Raw genomic sequence first — 19,571 nt, forward strand, 5'->3', positions numbered from 1 at the left:
ACCCCGTTTTGCAACGGGGTTTTGCTTTATATGGCCGTAGTGCGGGCGAAATCCTTAACGCGGAATCCCAGCAGCGCCAGCACCGCAAAGTAGACGCCGCCGCCAACGGCGCAGACCGCCGCCAGACGCAGCAAACGCATCAGCATATTGCCCTGCGCCCATTCCGGCATGACCCACATCATCCCTGCCAGCGCGGCCGCCATAGCGATAACCGCGATAACCAAACGCAGCAAAAAGCTGAACCAGCCAGGCTGTGGCAGAAATATTTTCTGTTTGCGCAGCTGCCAGTAAAGCAGCGCGGCGTTCAGACAGGCCGCCAGACCAATCGACAGCGACAAACCGGCATGTTTCAGCGGGCCGATAAAGGCCAGGTTCATTACCTGCGTCATAATCAGCGTCACGATGGCGATTTTGACCGGCGTTTTGATGTCCTGCCGCGAATAAAAGCCCGGTGCCAGGATTTTCACCACGATCAGCCCCATCAGTCCGACCGAATAGGCGACCAGCGCGCGCTGGGTCATGGCCGCGTCAAACGCGGAGAATTTCCCATACTGAAACAGCGCGACGGTCAGCGGCTTAGCGAGGATCCCCAGTGCAACCGCGCTTGGCAGCGCCAGCACGAAGCAGAGACGCAGTCCCCAGTCCATCAGACGGTTATATTCATCGTGATTATTGCTGGCGAAGCTTTTGGCCAGCGAGGGCAGCAAAATGGTGCCCAGCGCCACGCCCAGCACCCCGGAAGGAAACTCCATCAGGCGGTCGGCGTAGTACATCCAGGAAACGGAACCGGAAACCAGAAATGAAGCGAAAATAGTGTTGATAATCAAGGAAATCTGGCTGACGGACACGCCCAGGATCGCTGGCCCCATCTGGCGCATCACCCGCCAGACGCCCGCATCCTTCAGGTTAAGGCGCGGCAGCACCAGCATGCCAATTTTCTTTAAATGCGGCAGCTGATAGCCCAGCTGTAAGACGCCGCCGACCACCACGGCCCAGGCCAGCGCCATCACCGGCGGGTGGAAATGCGGGGCCGCGAACAGCGCAAAGCCGATCATGCTGATGTTCAGCAGCGTCGGCGCAAAGGCCGGCACGGAAAAGCGGTTCCAGGTATTCAGGATCGCGCCCGTCAGCGAGGCCAGCGAAATCAGCATGATATAGGGAAAGGTGACGCGCAGCAGCGCTGAAGTCAGCGCAAACTTGTCGGCCGTATCGGCAAAGCCGGGCGCGGTCACTAAAATCACCCAGGGCGCGGCAAACATCCCGGCCACGGTAATAATCGCCAGCGCCAGCGTTAACAGCCCCGAGACGTAGGCGATAAACACCCGCGTCGCCTCCTCGCCCTGCTTGCTTTTGTACTCCGCGAGGATCGGCACAAAGGCCTGAGAAAAGGCGCCTTCGGCAAAGATGCGGCGCAGCAGGTTCGGCAGTTTAAAGGCGACAAAGAAGGCGTCGGTTGCCATTCCCGCGCCGAACACTCTTGCCACGATGGCATCGCGCGCAAAGCCCAGCACGCGAGAAAACAGGGTCATCGAGCTGACCGCTGCCAGGGATTTCAACAGGTTCATGATCTTCGATTCTTTTAAAGGAGGTGGCGCGCCACGGTTATCATCCGGCCGCTTCAGACGGCGCGAAAGCTGGCATAGTCTACTGATATGCCGTGAAATAACCACATCCTATTGTTACAGCATTATTCCCTGTCGCTGTCGCGCCAGAGCTTTTCAATGACGCGCTGCGCCGCCAGCGCCTGCTCGCCGGAGGTTTGCGGCATAGTCTGATTTTGCGCGCAGTCGATAAAATGGCGCGCCGCGCCAGCAAACCCACGCTGCTCCAGCGTGCTCTGCCAGCCTGGAACGGGATCGATAACGAGGCGACCGGCCGTTTCCTGCCGTAGCTCCCGCATATCGTCAACCTGCCAGACGCTGCCGTCCGCTATCGCCATCACCGATTCGCGCTGGGTGCCCGCCCGACGGTGCATACTGGTGGTGATTTGCAGCTTGTCGACCTGAAAATGGTGCTCGGCATAGAGCATTTCGCCGTCGTCATTGGTCAGCAGCGTACCGCTTTGCAGTGTCGCCCCGCCGCCACCGAGCCACAGCGCGGTATCCACGACGTGCAGATAATCGTCCAGCAGCGTAAAAAAGAGATCGCGCGGGCCGACGCTGTCGCTGCGGTGTTTGTCCATGCGCAGCGAGGCCAGACCGCCCAGCGCTTTTAGCTGCAGATAGCGAGGCGCAAAGCGGCGGTTGAACGCCACCATCAGCTTGCGGCCACGCTGCTGCGCCAGCGCCACCAGCTGTTCGGCTTCGGCAAGCGTTGCCGCCAGCGGTTTATCGACGCAGACATCCTTGCCCGCCAGCAGCAGCTGTTTAACGATGCTGAAGTGCGTGGCGGTTGAGGTATGCACAAAGATCGCGTCACAGTCGTTAATCAATCCATCCAGCGTGGCATAAAGAGGAATACGCCAGCTGTCGCAAATCGGGCGGGCCTTCTGCTGATTAGGGGAAAACGCGCCCGCCAGCCGCCAGCCCTGCGCGTCAGCCAGCACCGGAAGCCAGGCTTTCTGCGCAATATTGCCCAGCCCCACCATACCTATACGCAACGTCATATCAGGATCCTTTCAGCAATTGAGCCAGCTGCCGCTGCATTTCCGCCATCTGGCGCTCGAGTTCCGCCACTCTTTCTGTCAAATCGCCGCTTTCTGGTGCGTCTGAAGAGGCGGGCAATGCGGCCTCATCCACCTCGCCGCTGAACAGGTGCATATAGCGGCTTTCCCGCTTGCCTGGCTCACGCGCCAGCCGGACGACAAAGGGGCCGTCCTCGCGCGCGGCAAGATTTTCCAGCGTCCGCTCAAGCTCAGCCATATCGGCAAATTCATGCAGCCGTGCGCTGCGCGTGCGCAGTTCGCCCGGCGTTTGCGGGCCGCGCAGCAGCAAAGTAGCCACCAGCGCCAGCTCTGCGGCAGAAAATTTGAGCTGGCCGAACTCGCTGTTGCAGAAGCGGTGCTCATATTTCACCACTCTCTGGCCGGATCCGCTAAACGAGGTAACCAAATGCTTTTTCGCCAGCATGTCCAGCGCATCCTGCACGCCGGTTTCAGCCAGCGTCATCACGGGTTCGCGGTTCGATTTCTGGTTACAGGCCGTGACCACGCCGTTCAACGACATGGGATACTGATCGGGCGTCGTCACCTGCTTTTCCAGCAGGCAGCCAATAATGCGCGCCTCAACGGGCGAAAGAAGAATTTTCATCAAAGAGGTCCACGTCGTTCGGGTGTCCATTCTCTGGCGGTCAGCGCGGTCAGCACGTGATCCTGCCAGCGTCCGTCTATCAGCAGATAGTCTTTGGCATAGCCCTCTTTTTCAAAGCCGAGCCGGGCCAGTAAGTTGCCGCTGCGCTGATTATGCGGCATGTAGTTCGCCATAATTCTGTGCATATGTTGCTGGCGCTGCATATAACGAATAGCCGACTGGAGCGCCTCGAACATCATGCCCTGTCCCTGCCATTTCTGCCCCAGCGAATAGCCCAGATAGCAGGCGTGAAACGAGCCGCGCACCACGTTACTGAAGTTGGCCACGCCGCGCACTTCGTTTTCGTCCGGATCCATCACCGCAAAATAGTAGGCGTTGCCCTGCTTATGCATATCGGTGATCAGCCCCAGCCGCGCCTGCCAGCCGGAAGGATAGCAGTGGCTTTCATCCCGAATCGGCTCCCAGGGCTTAAGAAATGCCCGGTTTTCCGCATAGTAATCCGCCAGACGCCAGGCGTCTCTCTCGTGTACCAGGCGCACGACCAGCCTGTCGGTAGTCAGGCGCACTTTAGGGGCTGCGGAACGATAGCCAAACATCTTCTCTCCTGAATTCAGCCGATCATAAATAAAAGCGCCGCGTTGCGTCGACGGCACGTCTTTTTACTATAACCGCCTGATTGCAGTCGGGTAAAATAATGCCGGGAAATATTCCCGTTGTGAATGGCGGAAACGGCTGAAACGCACGATAGCTGGCGCACCGGTTTGCCCTGTCAGCCGTTCTCTTCCATACTCCCTGCATACATTAAGAAGGTTAATGGTATTTGCCGTTACCTTTATCGCTGTAAGGAGGCACTTTTGAAACTGTTTATTTACGAACACTGTCCGTTCTGCGTAAAGGCACGCATGATCTTTGGCCTGAAAAACCTGCCGGTCGAACTGGTGGTGATGCTGAATGACGATGAAGAAACGCCGAAGAAGCTGATCGGACAAAAAATGGCGCCGATCCTGATGAAAGAAGACGGCAGCTGCATGCCGGAAAGCCTGGATATCGTCGCCTTTGTTGATAAAAGCGACGGCGAGCCGCTGCTGACGGGCCGTCCTAATCCCGCGATCAGCGACTGGCTGCGTCACGTTAACAGCTATCTGAACAAGCTGCTGCTGCCTCGCATCGCCACGGCATCCTTTGCCGAGTTCGCCACGCCCGAAGCGCGCCGCTACTTCACGGAGAAAAAAGAAGCCAGCGTCGGCAGCTTTGACGAGCTGAGGCAGCATTCCGCAGGCTTTATTAAAAATATCAATGACGATCTGCGCAAGCTCGACAAGCTGATTGTGAAGCCCAACGCGGTGAACGGCGAGCTGTCGCTGGATGATATCCACCTTTTCCCGGTGCTGCGTTCCCTGACCCTGGTAGCGGGCGTCGACTATCCCAGCCGCGTGGCTGACTATCGCGACAATATGGCGAAACAGACGCAGATCAATCTGCTTTCTTCCGTGGCTGCCTGATCTTCCGGGGCCGTTTTCACGGCCCCGCCTTATTTCGTCACAACTTTTCCCACCAGCCGGGTGACTCTTTGTCATTTGTCGGGCAAGCTATCGCTGCGCGTCAGAAGGGGTAACTGACGTCATAACGTGACGAGGAGCACTATGAACAATCTTATGCGGGGCGCGATGGCCCTGATGCTGGCGCTGAGCCTGGCGGGCTGCAACAAGCTGACTCAATATTCCGTCAGCGAGCAGGAAGTAAACCAGGCGCTGCAAAAGCATAATAATTATGAAAAGCAGATTGGCGTGGCCGGGCTGATCGATGCCCATATTGTCCTGACCGATCTCAACAGCAAAATCGGGCGCGAAGAGGCGGACAAAGTCACGCTGACCGGTAAAGCTACCGTGGACATCAGCTCGCTGTTCGGCCCACAGCACGCGGAAATGCTGCTGACCATGAAGGCGCAGCCTGTTTTCGATAAGGAAAAGGGGGCAATCTTCCTGAAAGATATGCAGCTGACCGACGTCCAGGCGCAGCCCGCGAAAATGCAGGGCGTGCTGAATACGCTGACGCCCTACCTGAATCAGTCGCTGAAAGAGTATTTCAATCAGAAGCCGGCTTACCTGCTCAGCACCGATCGCAGCAAGGCGGAGTCGATGGCGAAGCGTTTCGCTAAAGGTCTGGTAGTGAAGCCTGGCGAGCTGGTGATCCCATTTACTGATTAACACCTCAGGGTTTCCCGACTGCTGCGGGAAACCCTGATTTATTTCTCCGCCGCCTTCATAAAGCAGGTGCAAACGCTATGGGAAACCCTGGCCCATTTCGCTGCCGCCCTCATAAAGCAGGTGCAAACGTTTGGCTTTCCCTTTATCCTTGATACCCGGCCAAATCGCGCCATACGATTTCACTTCTGCCGGAGCCTGTTCATGACTGCACACCCTCAGCAACTTATTATCCGCCGCCCTGACGACTGGCATATCCATCTGCGAGACGATGAGATGCTGAAAACCGTGCTGCCCTTCACCAGCGAGGTCAACGGTCGGGCAATCGTTATGCCTAATCTGGTGCCGCCGATTGTTAGCGTAGCCGCCGCCGTGGCCTATCGCGATCGCATCCTGGCCGCCGTGCCGGAAGGCCACCGTTTTACGCCGCTGATGACCTGTTATCTGACCGATTCGCTGGCTGCGGACGAGGTCGAGAAAGGCTTTAGCGAAGGCGTGTTTACCGCTGCCAAACTTTATCCCGCCCATGCGACCACCAATTCCAGCCACGGCGTGACCAATATCGATGCCATCGCCACCGTGCTGGAGCGGATGCAGAAAATCGGCATGCCGCTGTTGATCCACGGCGAAGTGACCGATGCGCAGATCGATATTTTCGATCGCGAGGCACGCTTTATCGAAACCGTGATGGAGCCGTTGCGCAACCGCTATCCGGCGCTGAAAGTGGTTTTTGAGCATATCACCACCAAAGAGGCCGCTGAGTACGTGCAGGAAGGCAATCATCTGCTTGGTGCCACCATCACCCCGCAGCACCTGATGTTCAACCGTAACCATATGCTGGTGGGCGGCGTGCGTCCGCATCTTTACTGTCTGCCCATCCTGAAGCGCAACGTGCATCAGGAAGCACTGCGCAAAGTGGTCGCCAGCGGCCACGAACGCTTCTTTTTGGGAACGGACACCGCGCCGCACCTGCGTCATCGTAAGGAGGCCAGCTGCGGCTGTGCAGGCGTCTTTAATGCCCCTTCTTCCCTGCCCGCCTACGCCACCGTGTTTGAAGAGCTGGGCGCGCTGGCGCATTTCGCCGCGTTCTGTTCCGAGAACGGCCCGCGCTTCTACGGCCTGCCGCTGAATGAAGGCACGCTGAAGCTGGTGCGTCAGCCGTGGACGGTGCCGGAGAGCGTCACGCTGGGCGAAGACACGCTGGTGCCGTTCCTGGCTGGCGAAACGCTGAACTGGCGCGTCGAGCTGTAATTCAGACAAAATGATTGCTTCCGCCGATCTTACTGTATATATTCACAGTGAATTCATCGGAGGCTTTTATGCGTATTGAAGTCACTGTAGCAAGAACCACCTCGCTGCCCGCTGGCGCCATCGATGCGCTGAGCGCCGAGCTGAGCAAGCGAATCGACAAACAATTTCCTGAATCCGCCCACAGCGTTTCGGTACGCTACGCCGCAGCCAATAATCTGACGGTGATGGGCGGCGGTAAAGAGGCAAAAGACCAGATTACCGATATCCTGCAGGAAACCTGGGAAAGCGCCGACGACTGGTTTATCACCGACTGATCGACGTCCCGTGGTCTTTCCGTTTTTTGCCGGGCTTCGCCGTCCGGCTTTTTTCTTTTCTCCCCTCTTTGCTCCTGACGGAATCTGGCTATAGTAGAGTGACCAAATATGCGTTGCTGCCGCTGGCTAAGAGGTCTGCCATGAATGTTGAAAATCCTGAAGAAGCGATGACGTTTGGCGAGCTGCTGGCGCTGATCGCCGATCAACAGCGCCGCCTGAGCGTGCTGGAAGTTGCTTTCTCCTCTCTCTCTTTGTGCCTGGATGAACAGGCCGCGCTGCGGCTGGTCGACAAGCTTCGTCTGGAAGCGACCCGTTCAGATTATGATGAAAATAAGCGGCAGCACTTCGCCGCGCTGGCCGATGAGTTAGCCAAACGAGCCGGGTGAATAATATTTACTCAAGTATTGTTATTTCGCTGCCGATATTTATTATATCGGGAGCACCCGCTCTTAGTTTCTGCGTACGCAATCCCGTAACAATTAAAGGCAATCGGCTCAGATCGACATTTCATTCTGCGAACATTGGAATTTCTGTTATAATTTTCCTGTTCTATGAAAAAAAGCCGCATTGAACCTCGATAAATCACTTCGTTGTCATTGTTAACACGAGTAATAAGGGGGTTATAATGGACAGAAACAAAGAGGTTATCCAGACACATCCCCTCGTTGGGTGGGATATCAGTACCGTAGACAGCTACGATGCTATGATGATCCGTCTGCATTCACTTTCATCAAATGAACAGCCAGACGATGAAGCTGAAGTGGGCCAGACCTACTGGCTGACCACCGATGTTGCCAGACAATTTATCTCCATTCTCGAAGCTGGCATAGCGAAGATAGAAGCTACTGAATATCAGGATCGCGACTACAAAAAGCACTAATTTCGTCCGCGTTGGCCTGAAGGCACCCAAATGGGTGCCTTTTTCATTTCTGCCGCATTTTTTTTCATTCCAGCCGCATTTTGCTATTCTGCCTGCCTGTATAACCGATGGAGCCAGGTACTGATGGTTTATGACTTAATTGTGGTGGGCAGCGGCTCGGTAGGTGCAGCGGCCGGCTGGTACGCCACCCAGGCGGGACTGAATGTCCTGATGATCGATCGGGCGCATCCGCCCCATCGCGAAGGCAGCCATCATGGAGACACGCGTTTAATTCGCCACGCTTACGGCGAAGGCGCCCGCTACGTGCCGATGGTATTGCGCGCTCAGCAGCTGTGGGACGAGCTGGAGCAGCAGTGCGGCGAGCGAATTATGCAGCGCAGCGGCGTGCTGAATCTTGCGCCTGATCGTTCCGAATTTATCCGCAACGTGCGGCAGAGCGCCGAAACCTATAGCCTGCCGGTGGAGATCTTCAGCGGTGAAGATGCCATGCGGCGCTGGCCGCAGCTGGCCGTCCCTGAAAACTATACGGGGATTTACGAGCAGCAGTCCGGCTATCTGAAATCCGAACTGGCTATTCGTCACCTGATCCGCCTGTGCAAAGAAGCGGGCTGCGCGCAGCTGTTTAACTGCGCGGTCACCGGGCTGGAGGAGCGTGACGGCCTGCAAGTCGTCCAGACCCCGGAAGGCGCCTTCCGGGGCAAAAAGCTGCTGCTGAGCGCCGGAACCTGGATCAAAACGCTGCTGCCGGAACTGCCTGTCACCCCTGTCAGAAAAGTCTTTGCCTGGCATCAGGCGGACGGCCGCTACAGTGAAAATAATAAGTTTCCCGCGTTTGCCGTGGAAATGCCGGACGGCACCCATTTTTATGGATTTCCTGCTGAAAACAACGCGATCAAAATCGGCAAGCACAACGGCGGTCAGCCGATTAGCGCGCCGGAACAACGTAAGCCTTTTGGCGCCGTTGCTGAAGACGGCAGCGAACTCTTCGGATTTTTACGGCAGTTTTTACCTGGTGTAGGCGTTTGCCTGCGTGGTGAAGCCTGTACCTACGATAATACGGCGGACGAAGATTTTATTATCGATACGCTGGGAGCAGACAGGTTGATTATTAGCGGGCTAAGCGGACACGGATTTAAATTCGCCACGGTATTGGGTGAAATCGCCGCGCAATTTGCTCAGGGAAAAACCGCAGAATTTGATTTAACGCCCTTCTCACTTTCCCGCTTATAAATAAAAAAGGCGGCATCGTTAAATGCCGCCTTTCCATAACGCTAATTATTTCCAGCCGTCATCTGATAACGGCGAGAAATATTATTTAACCGACGCCGCCGCATCTTTCTTTTGCTGACGCAGACGGAGTTTTTTCACCAGCTTGTGCGCTTCCGCTTCGCTGCCAACCGCAGGCGCTGAACCGGTCAGCGGCTTACGTGCCGTTTCACGCATGGTAAAGACGGTGATCACGCCGATTGCGCCAGCGCCCATCAGATAGTAAGCCGGCATCATCAGGTTATGCGTCGTTTCCACCAGCCAGGTAGTAATCAGCGGCGTGGTGCCGCCAAACAGCGAAACGGACAGGTTAAAGCCGATCGCCAGCGCGCTATAGCGAATATCCGTGGCAAACAGCGCAGGCAGCGTGGCCGGCATCGAGCCGCTAAAGCAGGTGTGCAGCACGCCAAGGATGATCAGCCCGGCAAACACCAGCCACATATTACCGGAACCAATCAGCATCATGCTTGGGATAGCCAGCACAATCAGGCCGATAGCGCCGCTTAAAATAACCGGACGACGGCCCAGGCGATCGTTCCAGTGCCCGGAAAACAGCGTCAGCGGCATCATCACAAACATCACCACCAGGATCAGCAGCAGGCTGCTCATCTCGCTCAGGCCGAGGATACCGGTCAGGTAGCTTGGCATATAGGAGGTCAGCATGTAGTTGGAGACGTTAAACAGCAGCACCAGGCCAATACATTTCAGCATCTGGGCGCGATATTTGCTCAGCATTTGCAGCAGCGTCAGACGTGGCTTGCTGTGTTCCAGCGCGTCCTGCTTTTCCATATGCTTCTGGAACGCCGGAGTTTCTTCCAGCTTCAGACGGACATAAAGACCAAACAGCCCCAGCGGCGCGGCGATAAAGAACGGAATACGCCAGCCCCAGTCCAGTAGCGTCGCCTCCGGCATCGCCGCCGTCAGGCCGGTGACCAGCCCTGCGCCGAGCAGATAGCCGCCTAACGTGCCGAACTCCAGGAAGCTACCCATAAAGCCGCGACGGTTATCGGTAGAGTATTCGGCGATAAAAGTCGCCGCGCCGCCATATTCACCGCCGGTGGAGAAGCCCTGCACCAGGCGAGCGACCAGCAGCAGAATTGGCGCAAGAATACCGATGCTGTCATAGCTGGGGATCAGGCCGATACAGAAGGTACCGATAGCCATCATAATCATGGTGACGGCCAGCACTTTCTGCCGTCCAACTTTATCGCCCAGCGGCCCGAACACCAGCCCACCGATAGGACGCACCACAAAGGCTGCCGCAAAGGCACCAAAGGCGGCAAGCAGCTGGGCCGCCGAACTGCCGCCGGGGAAGAAGACCTTACCAATAGTCACGGCCAGATAGCTGTAGACGCCGAAGTCGAACCATTCCATCGCGTTACCGAGCGCGGCTGCGCCTACGGCACGCTTCAGCATGTCGTTATCCACGATGGTGATATCGTCTACGGTGAGTTCTTTCTGTTTTTTCTGCCAGAAGTGCTTTTTATGTCTGTTTTCTGAGTGCGTGCTCATGCAGTCCCCTTAATGAGAATGACTGGCAGCATCATAGCTTTCGTTGCCGGTGGAGCCTGTAGAGAAAGAAGGGAATGAAAGCTATAAAGCAGCGAAGATTAAAAGTACGGCGCTTAAAAACGTTTCTTTACGGGAATTTACTCTATACGACAGTCTTCTTTTTATCAAGTTTGTGACAGAAATCGCTGTAATAGCCATTTTAATACTGTGCGTATCGCGTTGGGGAGCCGGAAGGCAGCAGGACGCCCTGCCTGAAAAAGCCGTGCTGATGCGCTACTGGCTGCTCAGATTGACATTCTTTACGGGCTTTCAGTATGTTGTAACTATGTGCAGACGACAAAACGTTAGCGCAATGTTAGCGGAGCAAAAAAGTGAGAAAACGGGGAATTGCCGCCGTTACCGGCTGAAAGAGCAAAAAAGGCCGGTAAAACCGGCCCTGAATGCTGTCTGACGGTCACTCAGTTATCGGGCGTTGGGATTTTTAGCGTCATATTCAGCAAGCCGCGCGACTTGTTGAAAATTTTATTGCCGTTTTCCCGACCGGCGCGACGCGCCCGCTGTTCTTCCGGCGCCAGCGCCAGCTCTTCCATACAGATTGGGCTACAGCAGTCGTGATACTTTTCCGCACAGCTGGCGCACTGAATAAACAGCAGATGGCAGCCGTCGTTTTTGCAGTTAACGTGCGTATCGCAGGCCGTGCCGCACTGATGGCAATGCGCAATAACATCATCGGAAATACGTTCGCCCATGCGCTCATCAAAAACAAAGTTTTTGCCCTTGAAGCGTACCGGCAGCCCCTGCTCGCGTGCGCGACGCGCGTATTCGATAATGCCGCCTTCAATGTGATAGACGTTCTCAAAACCGTTGTGCCGCATCCAGGCGCTCGCCTTTTCACAGCGGATCCCGCCGGTGCAGTACATCACGATTTTTTTATCTTTGCTGTCCTGCAGCATATCCACGGCCATCGGCAGCTGGTCGCGGAAGGTATCCGCCGGGATTTCCAGCGCGTTGTCAAAGTGCCCGACTTCATACTCGTAGTGGTTGCGCATATCGACAAAGACCGCATCCGGATCGTCCAGCATGGCGTTGACCTCGCCCGCTTTCAGGTAGCCGCCGACGTCGCTGGCATCGAAGGTTTCGTCTGCGATGCCGTCAGCAACGATGCGCTCGCGCACTTTCAGACGCAGCACCCAGAACGATTTTCCGTCATCGTCGAGCGCTATATTCATTCGCAGGTTATCCAGCGCCGGGTCGAAAGCGTAAAGCATCGTCTTCATCGCTTCATAATTGCTGGCCGGCACGCTGATTTGCGCATTGATCCCTTCTGCGGCGACGTAAACGCGACCAAACACTTTCAGTTTGGTTAAGGCGATATAGAGCGCGTCACGAAACGCTTTGGGATCGGTAATGGTGAAATACTTGTAAAAAGAGACTGTGGTACGCGGCTCGGTCTCGGCCAGCATCCGCGCTTTCAGCTCTTCATTAGAAACAAGGTTATGTAACACTGGCATGGTGTACGTTCCTGCGACTTTTGAGAAATTTTGCGGGCGATATCATACCTGAATAGCGCCAGAAGCAAACCAAAATCGGGCCGCAGCGTAAAAAATTCGTCTCAGGAAAGTTAGAGCCTTGCAACAGGTGGAAAAGCATATCCGGACCAACATCACAAAAAAATCCGCCTATAGTTAGCCTGTTCCGACTTAATTTTTTACGGAGATATTGCATGAGTCAGCTATTTACCCCAATCGAGCTGGGCAAGTTAACGCTTAAGAACCGTATCGCCATCGCACCGATGTGCCAGTACTCCGCCGAGCACGGCAAAGCCACCGCCTGGCACCGCATTCATCTGGGTCATCTGGCGCTCTCCGGCGCCGGCCTGCTGATTGTCGAAGCGGCGGCCATTGAAGCCGCCGGCCGCATTACGCCGCAGGATTTAGGCCTGTGGGATGACGAAACCGAACAGGCGCTGGGCAGCGTGCTGCAGGATGTACGCAGCTATTCCACGATGCCGATTGGTATCCAGCTGGCCCATGCCGGCCGCAAAGCCTCTACCGATGTGCCATGGCGCGGCGGCGGTTTCCTGCAGCCGGAACAGGGCGGTTGGCAGACCTCCGCGCCTTCTGCGGTGCCTTTCAGCGATGACGATAACGCGCCGGTTGCGCTCACGCTCGAACGTATTGAAGAGATCAAACAGGCCTTCGTCGACAGCGCTGTTCGTGCCGATCGCCTTGGTCTGGATCTGGTGGAAGTTCACGCCGCGCATGGCTATCTGCTGCATCAGTTCCTGTCTCCGCTTTCCAACAAGCGCGAAGACCAGTACGGCGGCTCGCTGGAAAATCGTATGCGCCTGACGCTGGAAGTGTTCCGCGAGGTGCGTCGCGTATTCCCGGCAGACAAGCCGGTTGGCGTGCGTATTTCCGCTACCGACTGGGTAGACGGCGGCTGGGATCTGGCGCAGTCCATCGCGCTGAGCAAAGCGCTGGAGGCGGAAGGCTGTGCCTATATCCACGTGTCCAGCGGCGGCCTGGCACCGCAGCAGAAAATCACCGTCGGCCCGAACTATCAGGTGCCTTTCGCTGCGGCGATTAAAAAAGAAGTCGCCATCCCGGTGATTGCGGTCGGGCTGATTACCGAACCGCGCCAGGCGGAAGCGGTGCTGGTGGAAGGCGAAGCGGATATGGTCGCGCTGGCTCGCGGTATGCTTTATAACCCGCGCTGGCCGTGGCATGCCGCCGCCGAGCTGGGTGCGAAGGTGGACGCGCCAGAGCAATACTGGCGTTGCGAACCCCATGAAGTCAAAGGGCTGTTTAATTCGTAGTCCCTGTTAACCAGCGCGCGCCCGCGCGCTGGTGTTTAAACCTTCTGAATCTCAACGCATTATTTCAGTTCGCTGTCAAAAAATGGCACAATAGGTCATAAATAATAAATCCCGGGCAGCATAATGGTGCCCCTTTTTTACGATCTGGAAACTCATGACTCAGCTGCCTCAGTTTTCGCGCGCTTTGTTGCATCCCCGTTATTGGTTTACCTGGTTGGGTATTGGTCTGCTCTACGTGCTGGTGCTGTTGCCCTATCCCGTGCTCTATCGCCTCGGTTGCGGCCTGGGTCGTCTTTCCATGCGTTTTATCACTCGCCGCGTGGCGGTAGCCCGACGCAATCTGGAACTTTGCTTCCCTGAAATGCCGGAAGCGGAGCGCGAGGCGATGGTGGTTCGCAACTTCGAATCCGTCGGCATGGGCTTAATCGAAACCGGCATGGCCTGGTTCTGGCCTGACTGGCGCATCAGCAAATGGTTTCAGGTCAGCGGTCTGGAGCATATCGACAAAGCGCATCAGGAAGGCAAAGGCGTGCTGCTGATCGGGATGCATTTTCTGACCCTGGAACTGGGCGCCCGCATCTTCGGCATCCATAATCCCGGTATCGGCGTTTATCGTCCTAACGACAACGCGCTGCTGGACTGGCTGCAAACATGGGGCAGAATGCGATCCAATAAAAGCATGTTGGATCGCAAGGATCTGAAAGGCATGATCCGCGCGCTGAAAAACGGCGATATTATCTGGTACGCGCCCGATCATGACTACGGCCCAAAAAGCAGCGTGTTCGTGCCCTTTTTCGGCGTGGAAAAAGCGGCTTCCACCAAAGGCAGCTATCTGCTGATCCGCAGCGGCCAGCCCGCCGTGATCCCTTTTGTGCCGCGTCGCTTACCGCACGGCAGAGGCTATGAGATGGTGATCCTGCCGGCGGAAGAGAATATGCCGCTGGATGATGAAGCTGCTACCGCCGCGCGAATGAATAAAGTCGTCGAGCACGGCGTGCTGATGGCGCCGGAGCAGTATATGTGGCTGCACCGCCGCTTTAAAACGCGCCCCGCAGGCGACCCCTCTCTGTATTAATGCTCCGGGCGGAACCGACCCCGCCCGTTTCTCAACCACGGCTCAATCCTCCCGCGTTTTCCCCGGCGGGTGCTATTAAGTCGTGCGCTTTAGGCGCATACTTAGTCTGCTAACAAACTGACCAGGCTGCGCTTATGGCTGTGACCGATGCTTCCCCTTCCCCGATTAACTGGCAAAAAAACCTCTTTGTCGCCTGGTGCGGCTGTTTTCTGACCGGCGTCGCCTTCAGCCTCGTAATGCCCTTTCTGCCGCTTTACGTCGAGCAGCTTGGCGTAACCGATCCGCAGTCGCTGAATCTTTGGTCGGGGGTGGTATTCAGCATTACCTTTTTGTTTTCCGCTGTCGCGTCGCCATTCTGGGGCGGGCTGGCCGATCGTAAAGGCCGCAAAATCATGCTGTTGCGGTCGGCGCTTGGCATGGCGATAGTGATGGTGCTGATGGGGATGGCCACCTCCATCTGGCAGTTTCTGGCGCTGCGGGCGTTGTTAGGTCTGCTGGGCGGTTTTGTGCCCAATGCCAACGCGCTGATAGCGACTCAGGTGCCGCGGAAGCGAAGCGGCTGGGCGCTGGGCTGGCTGTCGACGGGCGCGGTTAGCGGCGCATTGATCGGCCCACTGATTGGCGGATTGCTGGCCGACAGCTTTGGCCTGCGCCCGGTGTTCTTTATTACCGCCGCCGTGCTGTTTCTCTGTTTCCTGATGACGCTGTTTGCTATCCGCGAAACCTTCGTGCCGGTACAGAAGAAAGATATGCTGCACGCCCGTGACGTTTTTAGCTCTTTAAAACGGCCGAAGCTGGTGCTGGCGCTGTTTGTCACCACGCTGATTATTCAGGTTGCTACCGGATCTATCGCGCCTATTCTGACGCTCTACGTGCGGGATCTGGCTGGCGATATCCAGAATCTGGCGTTTGTCAGCGGAATGATTGCCTCGGTGCCCGGCGTCGCTGCGCTGCTCAGCGCGCCCCGGCTGGGTAAACTGGGCGACCGTATCGGGCCTGAGCGTATTCTTATCGCCATGCTGGTGGTTTCCGTGCTGCTACTGATCCCGATGTCGCTGGTGCAGACCCCTTTGCAACTGGGGATCCTGCGTTTTCTGCTGGGCGCGGCCGACGGCGCGCTGCTGCCCGCGGTACAGACGCTGCTGATCTATAACGTCAGCAATAGCGTCGCCGGACGTATCTTTAGCTATAACCAGTCATTTCGCGATATTGGCAACGTTACCGGGCCGCTGATGGGCGCGGTGGTTTCGGCTCACTGGGGGTTTCGTGCGGTGTTTATCGTGACGGCCGCCATCGTGCTTTTCAATGCGGTTTACTCATGGCGGACGCTGCGCCGCCGCGTGACGAGACCGGACGCGTAAACTATAACGCGCCCAGGAAATTACCTATCGTGTCGGCAAGCTCGCGGATACGCGGCTCGCAGCGGCGATAGTAGGTCCACTTGCCGACTTTGCTCGCCTCCAGCAGGCCCGCTTCCTGAAGCACCTTCAGGCAGAGCGAGGTGGCGGGCTGCGATAAGCCCGCCTTGTCCTGAATCAGGCTGGCGCACACCCCGTAACGGTCGAAGTCATACAGCTGGCTATAGCCGGCAAAGGCTTCATCAGGGTTTTTCAGCCAGGCCAGCACGGCCATGCGTGTCGGATTGGCCAGCAGCTTCATCGCGTTTTCAGGGGTCATCCAGCCTCACAAAATCAGGAACCGTAAAAAGGATAGTCAGTATACCCTTTACGCGTGCCGCCATATAGCGAAGCGGCATCCACGGCGTTCAGCGGATAGCCGTGGCGAAAGCGTTCCGGCAGATCCGGGTTGGCGATAAAGGTTCTGCCAAAGCCAAACAGATCGCCCCAGCCCTGTTGCAGCACGTGTTCTGCCTTTTCCTGGGTGTAGCGGCCGGAATAGATAATTGGCCCGCGCCAGGCTTTACGCAGCGCAATGCGGAAGGTTTCCGGCAGATCGGGGCTGTTATCCCAGTCGGCTTCTGCGATTGACAGATAACCGATCTCAAGCGTATTCAGCATCTCTGCCGCTACGGTGTAGGTAGTCTGCGGATCGCTTTCCACCAGGCCCAGGTAAACCCGCTCTTCATCCGTACTGGTAAACAGCGGTGCAAAGCGTACCCCGACGCGATGGCTGCCAAACACGGAACTGACCGCTTCGGTAACTTCTTTCAGGAAGCGCAGCCTGTTTTCCAGCGAGCCGCCATATTCATCGGTGCGGAAATTGCTGTGTTCGGAAATAAACTGATTGATCAGGTAGCCGTTGGCTGAATGCAGCTCAACGCCGTCAAACCCGGCTTCCTTCGCGTTTTGCGCCGCCGTGCGGTACAGCTCGACAATCTCTTTGACTTCGGCGGTGGTCAGTTCGCGCGGCGCATCCGGCGCGGTCAGGATGCCTTCGCCCGGTCCGGTTTCGATAAAGACGCGTACGCCCGTTGCAGGCACGGCAGACGGCGCCACCGGTGGCTGCTTGCCCGGTTGCAGTTCGCTATGTGAAACGCGTCCCACATGCCACAGCTGGCAAAAAATTGTTCCGCCTTCCTGATGGACGGCTGCGGTGACCTTTTTCCAGCCCGCAATCTGCTCCGCGCTGTGGATACCTGGCGTCCAGGCGTAGCCCTGCCCGCGCGGTTCAATCTGCGTGCCTTCCGTGATCATAAAACCGGCGCTGGCGCGCTGGCGGTAGTAGTCCACCATCATCTCGCCCGGCACGTTGCCCGGCTGGTCGCTGCGGCAACGCGTCAGCGGCGGCAGCACGATACGGTTACGTAAGGTCAGATCGCCAATTTGCAAAGGCGTAAACAGGGTTTGCTTGCTCATAATTCCACTCGCTCAGGTAATAAGAGCCGCTATTATATTTAAACATTTAAATGTGTAAATTCATTTTGTGCTGTTGATGAAATATTAGCGATGCTTCAGCCAATCATCCGGGTAACCCATTGATATCGTTCGTATGTGGAGGAATAAGCCGTTTTGTGCAGGTTTTATGCTAAAACTGTTTAAAGTTTTTTCAGGGTGTGACGATAAATAATACAGACGGTGACGGGCATCCTGGCGCCGTATCCGAACCCTGGTTAAACTTTAAGGAAACGATTATGTCCGTTATCAATACTAACATCATGTCCCTGACCACTCAGAACAACCTGAACAAATCACAGGCTTCTCTGAGCACCGCTATCGAGCGTCTTTCTTCCGGTCTGCGTATCAACAGCGCAAAAGACGACGCAGCAGGCGAAGCGATTGCTAACCGCATGAACTCGCAGATCAAAGGCCTGACTCAGGCTTCACGTAACGCCAACGACGGTATCTCTCTGACTCAGACGGCTGAAGGCTCTCTGAACGAGATGAACACCAACTTACAGCGTATCCGTGAACTGACTGTTCAGGCGAAAAACGGCACCAACAGCGCCGACGACATCGACTCAATCCAGAAAGAAGTTGACGCGCGTCTGTCTGAAATCAACCGTATCGGTACGGCTACCACCTTCAACGGCACGGCGATCTTCAACAGCACCGGCAGCGTAAAAATCCAGGTTGGCGCCAACGACGCAACCGACGCTAACGTCATCAATATCGACCTGTCAGGCGCAGGCTTCCAGTCTTCTGGCCTGGGCGCAACCTTCAGCGTGACCGGCGGCAACCTGTCAGACCTCGACGCGCGTATCAAAGACGTTGATACCGCACGTAGCGGCCTGGGTGCGATTCAGAACCGTTTTGAATCCACCATCAACAACCTGAACACCTCTGTGACCAACCTGACCGCGTCACAGTCACGTATCCAGGATGCTGACTACGCAACTGAAGTTTCTAACATGTCGAAGGCGCAGATCCTTCAGCAGGCTGGTACCTCCGTGCTGTCAAAAGCCAACCAGGTTCCACAGGGCGTGCTGTCTCTGCTGCAGTAAGCCTTACGCTACAAGACAAAACCCGGCTCAGGCCGGGTTTTTTTGTTTTATGGCAGCGCAGCAAGCTCTGCCCGCTCCCTATTTCCTGGCTTATCTCACCAGGCGCCTGGATGCTCGCCTGGTTCTGACAGACGCTATATTATTAACTCATTGATTAATTAATATAAATTCTCATTTATTTTTTTCCTTCCCCGGGTTTACCGCAGCCGATCTTCTACTATCCTTCTTTAAAACCTGCATTTTTCGTTATGGAGATACCCAATGAGCATGTATGCAACCCTGGAAGAGGCTATCGACGCTGCGCGTGAAGAGTTTCTAGCCGCTAATCCGGAGATGGAAGAGGACGATGCCGCGGTCAGCCAGTTCAACCTGCAAAAATATGTGATGCAGGATGGCGATATCATGTGGCAGGCGGAGTTCCTGGCGGATGATATCGAAGAGGGAGAGGTGCTGGCGCTGCGCAGCGGTGAAGCGGCACAGGCCATTTTCGACGGTGATTTTGACGAGATCGAACTGCGTCAGGAGTGGCTGCCGGAAAATACGCTGCATGAGTGGGATGAAGGCGAATTTCAGCTGGAGCCGCCGGGCGATACCGAAGAAGGCAAAGCAGCGGCGGACGAGTGGGAAGACGATAACAGCGATTCCGACCGCGCAGACCGCTGGGAGTAATTTTACTCGTAGGGTCCGTGGTGCGCATCCACCGGCAGCAGCAACGTATCGAGAACCAGCGACAGCGGCAAATCGATAATCGTCAGAAAGCGCCAGGGCGTATCACGGACATCCCACTGCACGCCAGGATAGTATTGATTGCCGTGCCCCTGTCCGGGCAGGGTTCGACTGATGATGCTGCCGCAGCCGGTCAGCATCGTCAGGCAGCATGCCAGCAATAAAGCACGTAACAGTGTGGTCATTACCTTTCCCGATCCGTATAAAAAACGCGCCATTGTACAACAACGGCTAAGGGCAGTAAGCCTGCGCAGCGCAAAATATCCGTAAAATCTTCCTTAATTTTAGCCTTCTCTTTGTCCGATGTTTGACCTTTCGGCTCGCCGCGCGCCCTGCGTTCGTTTTTCATGTTCTATGCTTGGTAAACGCAAATTTT

Annotated in this window: 23 protein-coding genes; 13 read left to right on the forward strand and 10 right to left on the reverse strand. The window is 56.1% G+C overall.

Features of this window, described 5'->3' with window-relative positions:
• Positions 1-26 precede the first annotated feature (26 nt).
• The 4 genes from murJ to rimJ all read right to left on the reverse strand — a co-directional run bounded on the left by murJ (position 27) and on the right by rimJ (position 3,844).
• On the reverse strand, positions 27-1,565 hold the full coding sequence (gene murJ, locus ACMGEE_RS04805) for a murein biosynthesis integral membrane protein MurJ (RefSeq protein ID WP_253454609.1): 1,539 nt from the start codon (positions 1,563-1,565) through the stop codon (positions 27-29).
• 122 nt (positions 1,566-1,687) lie between these two features.
• Positions 1,688-2,605, reverse strand: coding sequence for a Gfo/Idh/MocA family protein (locus tag ACMGEE_RS04810; protein ID WP_253454610.1), 918 nt, complete (start codon positions 2,603-2,605; stop codon positions 1,688-1,690).
• A gap of 1 nt (position 2,606) precedes the next feature.
• Complete coding sequence (locus ACMGEE_RS04815; RefSeq protein ID WP_253454611.1) at positions 2,607-3,248, reverse strand: DUF480 domain-containing protein; 642 nt, start codon at positions 3,246-3,248, stop codon at positions 2,607-2,609.
• Positions 3,248-3,844 (reverse strand): ribosomal protein S5-alanine N-acetyltransferase, encoded by a 597-nt coding sequence (rimJ, locus tag ACMGEE_RS04820; RefSeq protein ID WP_125290796.1) that lies wholly within the window; start codon positions 3,842-3,844, stop codon positions 3,248-3,250. Before rimJ ends, ACMGEE_RS04815 begins: the two co-directional genes overlap by 1 nt.
• 258 nt (positions 3,845-4,102) lie before the next feature.
• On the opposite strand from rimJ, the gene grxB reads away from it, so the two are divergent.
• The 7 genes from grxB to solA all read left to right on the forward strand — a co-directional run bounded on the left by grxB (position 4,103) and on the right by solA (position 9,127).
• Positions 4,103-4,750, forward strand: a complete 648-nt coding sequence (gene grxB, locus ACMGEE_RS04825; protein WP_253454612.1) for a glutaredoxin 2 — start codon at positions 4,103-4,105, stop codon at positions 4,748-4,750.
• A gap of 141 nt (positions 4,751-4,891) precedes the next feature.
• Positions 4,892-5,455, forward strand: coding sequence for a lipoprotein (locus ACMGEE_RS04830; RefSeq protein WP_301252709.1), 564 nt, complete (start codon positions 4,892-4,894; stop codon positions 5,453-5,455).
• Between the two features lie 201 nt (positions 5,456-5,656).
• Positions 5,657-6,703: a dihydroorotase gene (gene pyrC / locus ACMGEE_RS04835; RefSeq protein WP_436829757.1), complete on the forward strand. Its 1,047-nt coding sequence runs from the start codon at positions 5,657-5,659 to the stop codon at positions 6,701-6,703.
• A gap of 68 nt (positions 6,704-6,771) precedes the next feature.
• Positions 6,772-7,017, forward strand: a complete 246-nt coding sequence (gene dinI / locus ACMGEE_RS04840) for a DNA damage-inducible protein I (protein ID WP_125290800.1) — start codon at positions 6,772-6,774, stop codon at positions 7,015-7,017.
• Between the two features lie 140 nt (positions 7,018-7,157).
• Complete coding sequence (locus ACMGEE_RS04845) at positions 7,158-7,403, forward strand: hypothetical protein (protein ID WP_253454615.1); 246 nt, start codon at positions 7,158-7,160, stop codon at positions 7,401-7,403.
• Positions 7,404-7,642: 239 nt separating this feature from the next.
• On the forward strand, positions 7,643-7,897 hold the full coding sequence (bssS, locus tag ACMGEE_RS04850; RefSeq protein ID WP_125290802.1) for a biofilm formation regulator BssS: 255 nt from the start codon (positions 7,643-7,645) through the stop codon (positions 7,895-7,897).
• Between the two features lie 123 nt (positions 7,898-8,020).
• A complete protein-coding gene (gene solA, locus ACMGEE_RS04855; protein ID WP_436829758.1) occupies positions 8,021-9,127 on the forward strand; it encodes an N-methyl-L-tryptophan oxidase in 1,107 nt (368 codons plus the stop codon).
• Positions 9,128-9,208: 81 nt separating this feature from the next.
• Here solA and proP read toward each other — a convergent pair whose 3' ends face one another.
• Positions 9,209-10,675: a glycine betaine/L-proline transporter ProP gene (proP, locus tag ACMGEE_RS04860; RefSeq protein WP_301252705.1), complete on the reverse strand. Its 1,467-nt coding sequence runs from the start codon at positions 10,673-10,675 to the stop codon at positions 9,209-9,211.
• Between the two features lie 43 nt (positions 10,676-10,718).
• Here proP and ACMGEE_RS04865 point away from each other — a divergent pair, with 43 nt between their 5' ends.
• Positions 10,719-11,126 (forward strand): hypothetical protein, encoded by a 408-nt coding sequence (locus ACMGEE_RS04865; RefSeq protein ID WP_436829759.1) that lies wholly within the window; start codon positions 10,719-10,721, stop codon positions 11,124-11,126.
• 7 nt (positions 11,127-11,133) lie between these two features.
• Here ACMGEE_RS04865 and trhO read toward each other — a convergent pair whose 3' ends face one another.
• Complete coding sequence (gene trhO / locus ACMGEE_RS04870; protein WP_253454619.1) at positions 11,134-12,186, reverse strand: oxygen-dependent tRNA uridine(34) hydroxylase TrhO; 1,053 nt, start codon at positions 12,184-12,186, stop codon at positions 11,134-11,136.
• Positions 12,187-12,398: 212 nt separating this feature from the next.
• On the opposite strand from trhO, the gene ACMGEE_RS04875 reads away from it, so the two are divergent.
• From ACMGEE_RS04875 to mdtG, 3 genes are all read left to right on the forward strand, one after another.
• Entirely contained in the window at positions 12,399-13,493 is a 1,095-nt protein-coding gene (locus ACMGEE_RS04875; RefSeq protein ID WP_253454620.1) for an NADH:flavin oxidoreductase/NADH oxidase, read from the forward strand.
• A gap of 154 nt (positions 13,494-13,647) precedes the next feature.
• Positions 13,648-14,568 carry a Kdo(2)-lipid IV(A) acyltransferase gene (locus tag ACMGEE_RS04880; protein WP_436829760.1) on the forward strand — a complete coding sequence of 307 codons (921 nt, stop codon included), beginning with the start codon at positions 13,648-13,650 and terminating at the stop codon, positions 14,566-14,568.
• 134 nt (positions 14,569-14,702) lie between these two features.
• Entirely contained in the window at positions 14,703-15,929 is a 1,227-nt protein-coding gene (gene mdtG, locus ACMGEE_RS04885) for a multidrug efflux MFS transporter MdtG (protein WP_253454622.1), read from the forward strand.
• A 1-nt stretch (position 15,930) separates the two neighbouring features.
• On the opposite strand, the gene ACMGEE_RS04890 is transcribed toward mdtG, so the two are convergent.
• Together ACMGEE_RS04890 and ACMGEE_RS04895 are read right to left on the reverse strand one after the other, a co-directional pair.
• Positions 15,931-16,245, reverse strand: a complete 315-nt coding sequence (locus tag ACMGEE_RS04890; RefSeq protein WP_253454623.1) for an ArsR/SmtB family transcription factor — start codon at positions 16,243-16,245, stop codon at positions 15,931-15,933.
• Positions 16,246-16,259: 14 nt separating this feature from the next.
• Positions 16,260-17,384 (reverse strand): alkene reductase, encoded by a 1,125-nt coding sequence (locus tag ACMGEE_RS04895; RefSeq protein ID WP_253454624.1) that lies wholly within the window; start codon positions 17,382-17,384, stop codon positions 16,260-16,262.
• A gap of 275 nt (positions 17,385-17,659) precedes the next feature.
• Here ACMGEE_RS04895 and ACMGEE_RS04900 point away from each other — a divergent pair, with 275 nt between their 5' ends.
• Complete coding sequence (locus ACMGEE_RS04900; RefSeq protein WP_301289521.1) at positions 17,660-18,469, forward strand: flagellin N-terminal helical domain-containing protein; 810 nt, start codon at positions 17,660-17,662, stop codon at positions 18,467-18,469.
• A gap of 261 nt (positions 18,470-18,730) precedes the next feature.
• Positions 18,731-19,138 carry a MysB family protein gene (locus tag ACMGEE_RS04905; RefSeq protein ID WP_125288639.1) on the forward strand — a complete coding sequence of 136 codons (408 nt, stop codon included), beginning with the start codon at positions 18,731-18,733 and terminating at the stop codon, positions 19,136-19,138.
• 2 nt (positions 19,139-19,140) lie between these two features.
• Here ACMGEE_RS04905 and ACMGEE_RS04910 read toward each other — a convergent pair whose 3' ends face one another.
• Positions 19,141-19,380: a YceK/YidQ family lipoprotein gene (locus tag ACMGEE_RS04910; RefSeq protein WP_253454632.1), complete on the reverse strand. Its 240-nt coding sequence runs from the start codon at positions 19,378-19,380 to the stop codon at positions 19,141-19,143.
• Complete coding sequence (locus ACMGEE_RS04915; protein WP_436829761.1) at positions 19,380-19,544, reverse strand: hypothetical protein; 165 nt, start codon at positions 19,542-19,544, stop codon at positions 19,380-19,382. Before ACMGEE_RS04915 ends, ACMGEE_RS04910 begins: the two co-directional genes overlap by 1 nt.
• Positions 19,545-19,571 lie beyond the last annotated feature (27 nt).

The organism is Erwinia artemisiae, from assembly GCF_051400835.1.
Taxonomy (GTDB): Bacteria; Pseudomonadota; Gammaproteobacteria; order Enterobacterales; family Enterobacteriaceae; genus Erwinia; species Erwinia aeris.

Excerpts from the sequence above, each read along its gene's own strand:
- ACMGEE_RS04815 (WP_253454611.1), bottom strand. The coding sequence starts at position 3,248 with ATGAAAATTCTTCTTTCGCCCGTTGAGGCGCGCATTATTGGCTGCCTG.
- solA (WP_436829758.1), top strand. The coding sequence starts at position 8,021 with ATGGTTTATGACTTAATTGTGGTGGGCAGCGGCTCGGTAGGTGCAGCG.
- trhO (WP_253454619.1), bottom strand. The coding sequence starts at position 12,186 with ATGCCAGTGTTACATAACCTTGTTTCTAATGAAGAGCTGAAAGCGCGG.
- ACMGEE_RS04830 (WP_301252709.1), top strand. The coding sequence starts at position 4,892 with ATGAACAATCTTATGCGGGGCGCGATGGCCCTGATGCTGGCGCTGAGC.
- ACMGEE_RS04900 (WP_301289521.1), top strand. The coding sequence starts at position 17,660 with ATGTCCGTTATCAATACTAACATCATGTCCCTGACCACTCAGAACAAC.
- pyrC (WP_436829757.1), top strand. The coding sequence starts at position 5,657 with ATGACTGCACACCCTCAGCAACTTATTATCCGCCGCCCTGACGACTGG.
- rimJ (WP_125290796.1), bottom strand. The coding sequence starts at position 3,844 with ATGTTTGGCTATCGTTCCGCAGCCCCTAAAGTGCGCCTGACTACCGAC.
- ACMGEE_RS04880 (WP_436829760.1), top strand. The coding sequence starts at position 13,648 with ATGACTCAGCTGCCTCAGTTTTCGCGCGCTTTGTTGCATCCCCGTTAT.
- murJ (WP_253454609.1), bottom strand. The coding sequence starts at position 1,565 with ATGAACCTGTTGAAATCCCTGGCAGCGGTCAGCTCGATGACCCTGTTT.
- ACMGEE_RS04895 (WP_253454624.1), bottom strand. The coding sequence starts at position 17,384 with ATGAGCAAGCAAACCCTGTTTACGCCTTTGCAAATTGGCGATCTGACC.
- ACMGEE_RS04915 (WP_436829761.1), bottom strand. The coding sequence starts at position 19,544 with ATGAAAAACGAACGCAGGGCGCGCGGCGAGCCGAAAGGTCAAACATCG.
- ACMGEE_RS04810 (WP_253454610.1), bottom strand. The coding sequence starts at position 2,605 with ATGACGTTGCGTATAGGTATGGTGGGGCTGGGCAATATTGCGCAGAAA.
- mdtG (WP_253454622.1), top strand. The coding sequence starts at position 14,703 with ATGGCTGTGACCGATGCTTCCCCTTCCCCGATTAACTGGCAAAAAAAC.
- ACMGEE_RS04875 (WP_253454620.1), top strand. The coding sequence starts at position 12,399 with ATGAGTCAGCTATTTACCCCAATCGAGCTGGGCAAGTTAACGCTTAAG.
- ACMGEE_RS04905 (WP_125288639.1), top strand. The coding sequence starts at position 18,731 with ATGAGCATGTATGCAACCCTGGAAGAGGCTATCGACGCTGCGCGTGAA.
- proP (WP_301252705.1), bottom strand. The coding sequence starts at position 10,675 with ATGAGCACGCACTCAGAAAACAGACATAAAAAGCACTTCTGGCAGAAA.
- ACMGEE_RS04845 (WP_253454615.1), top strand. The coding sequence starts at position 7,158 with ATGAATGTTGAAAATCCTGAAGAAGCGATGACGTTTGGCGAGCTGCTG.
- bssS (WP_125290802.1), top strand. The coding sequence starts at position 7,643 with ATGGACAGAAACAAAGAGGTTATCCAGACACATCCCCTCGTTGGGTGG.
- ACMGEE_RS04890 (WP_253454623.1), bottom strand. The coding sequence starts at position 16,245 with ATGACCCCTGAAAACGCGATGAAGCTGCTGGCCAATCCGACACGCATG.
- ACMGEE_RS04910 (WP_253454632.1), bottom strand. The coding sequence starts at position 19,380 with ATGACCACACTGTTACGTGCTTTATTGCTGGCATGCTGCCTGACGATG.
- dinI (WP_125290800.1), top strand. The coding sequence starts at position 6,772 with ATGCGTATTGAAGTCACTGTAGCAAGAACCACCTCGCTGCCCGCTGGC.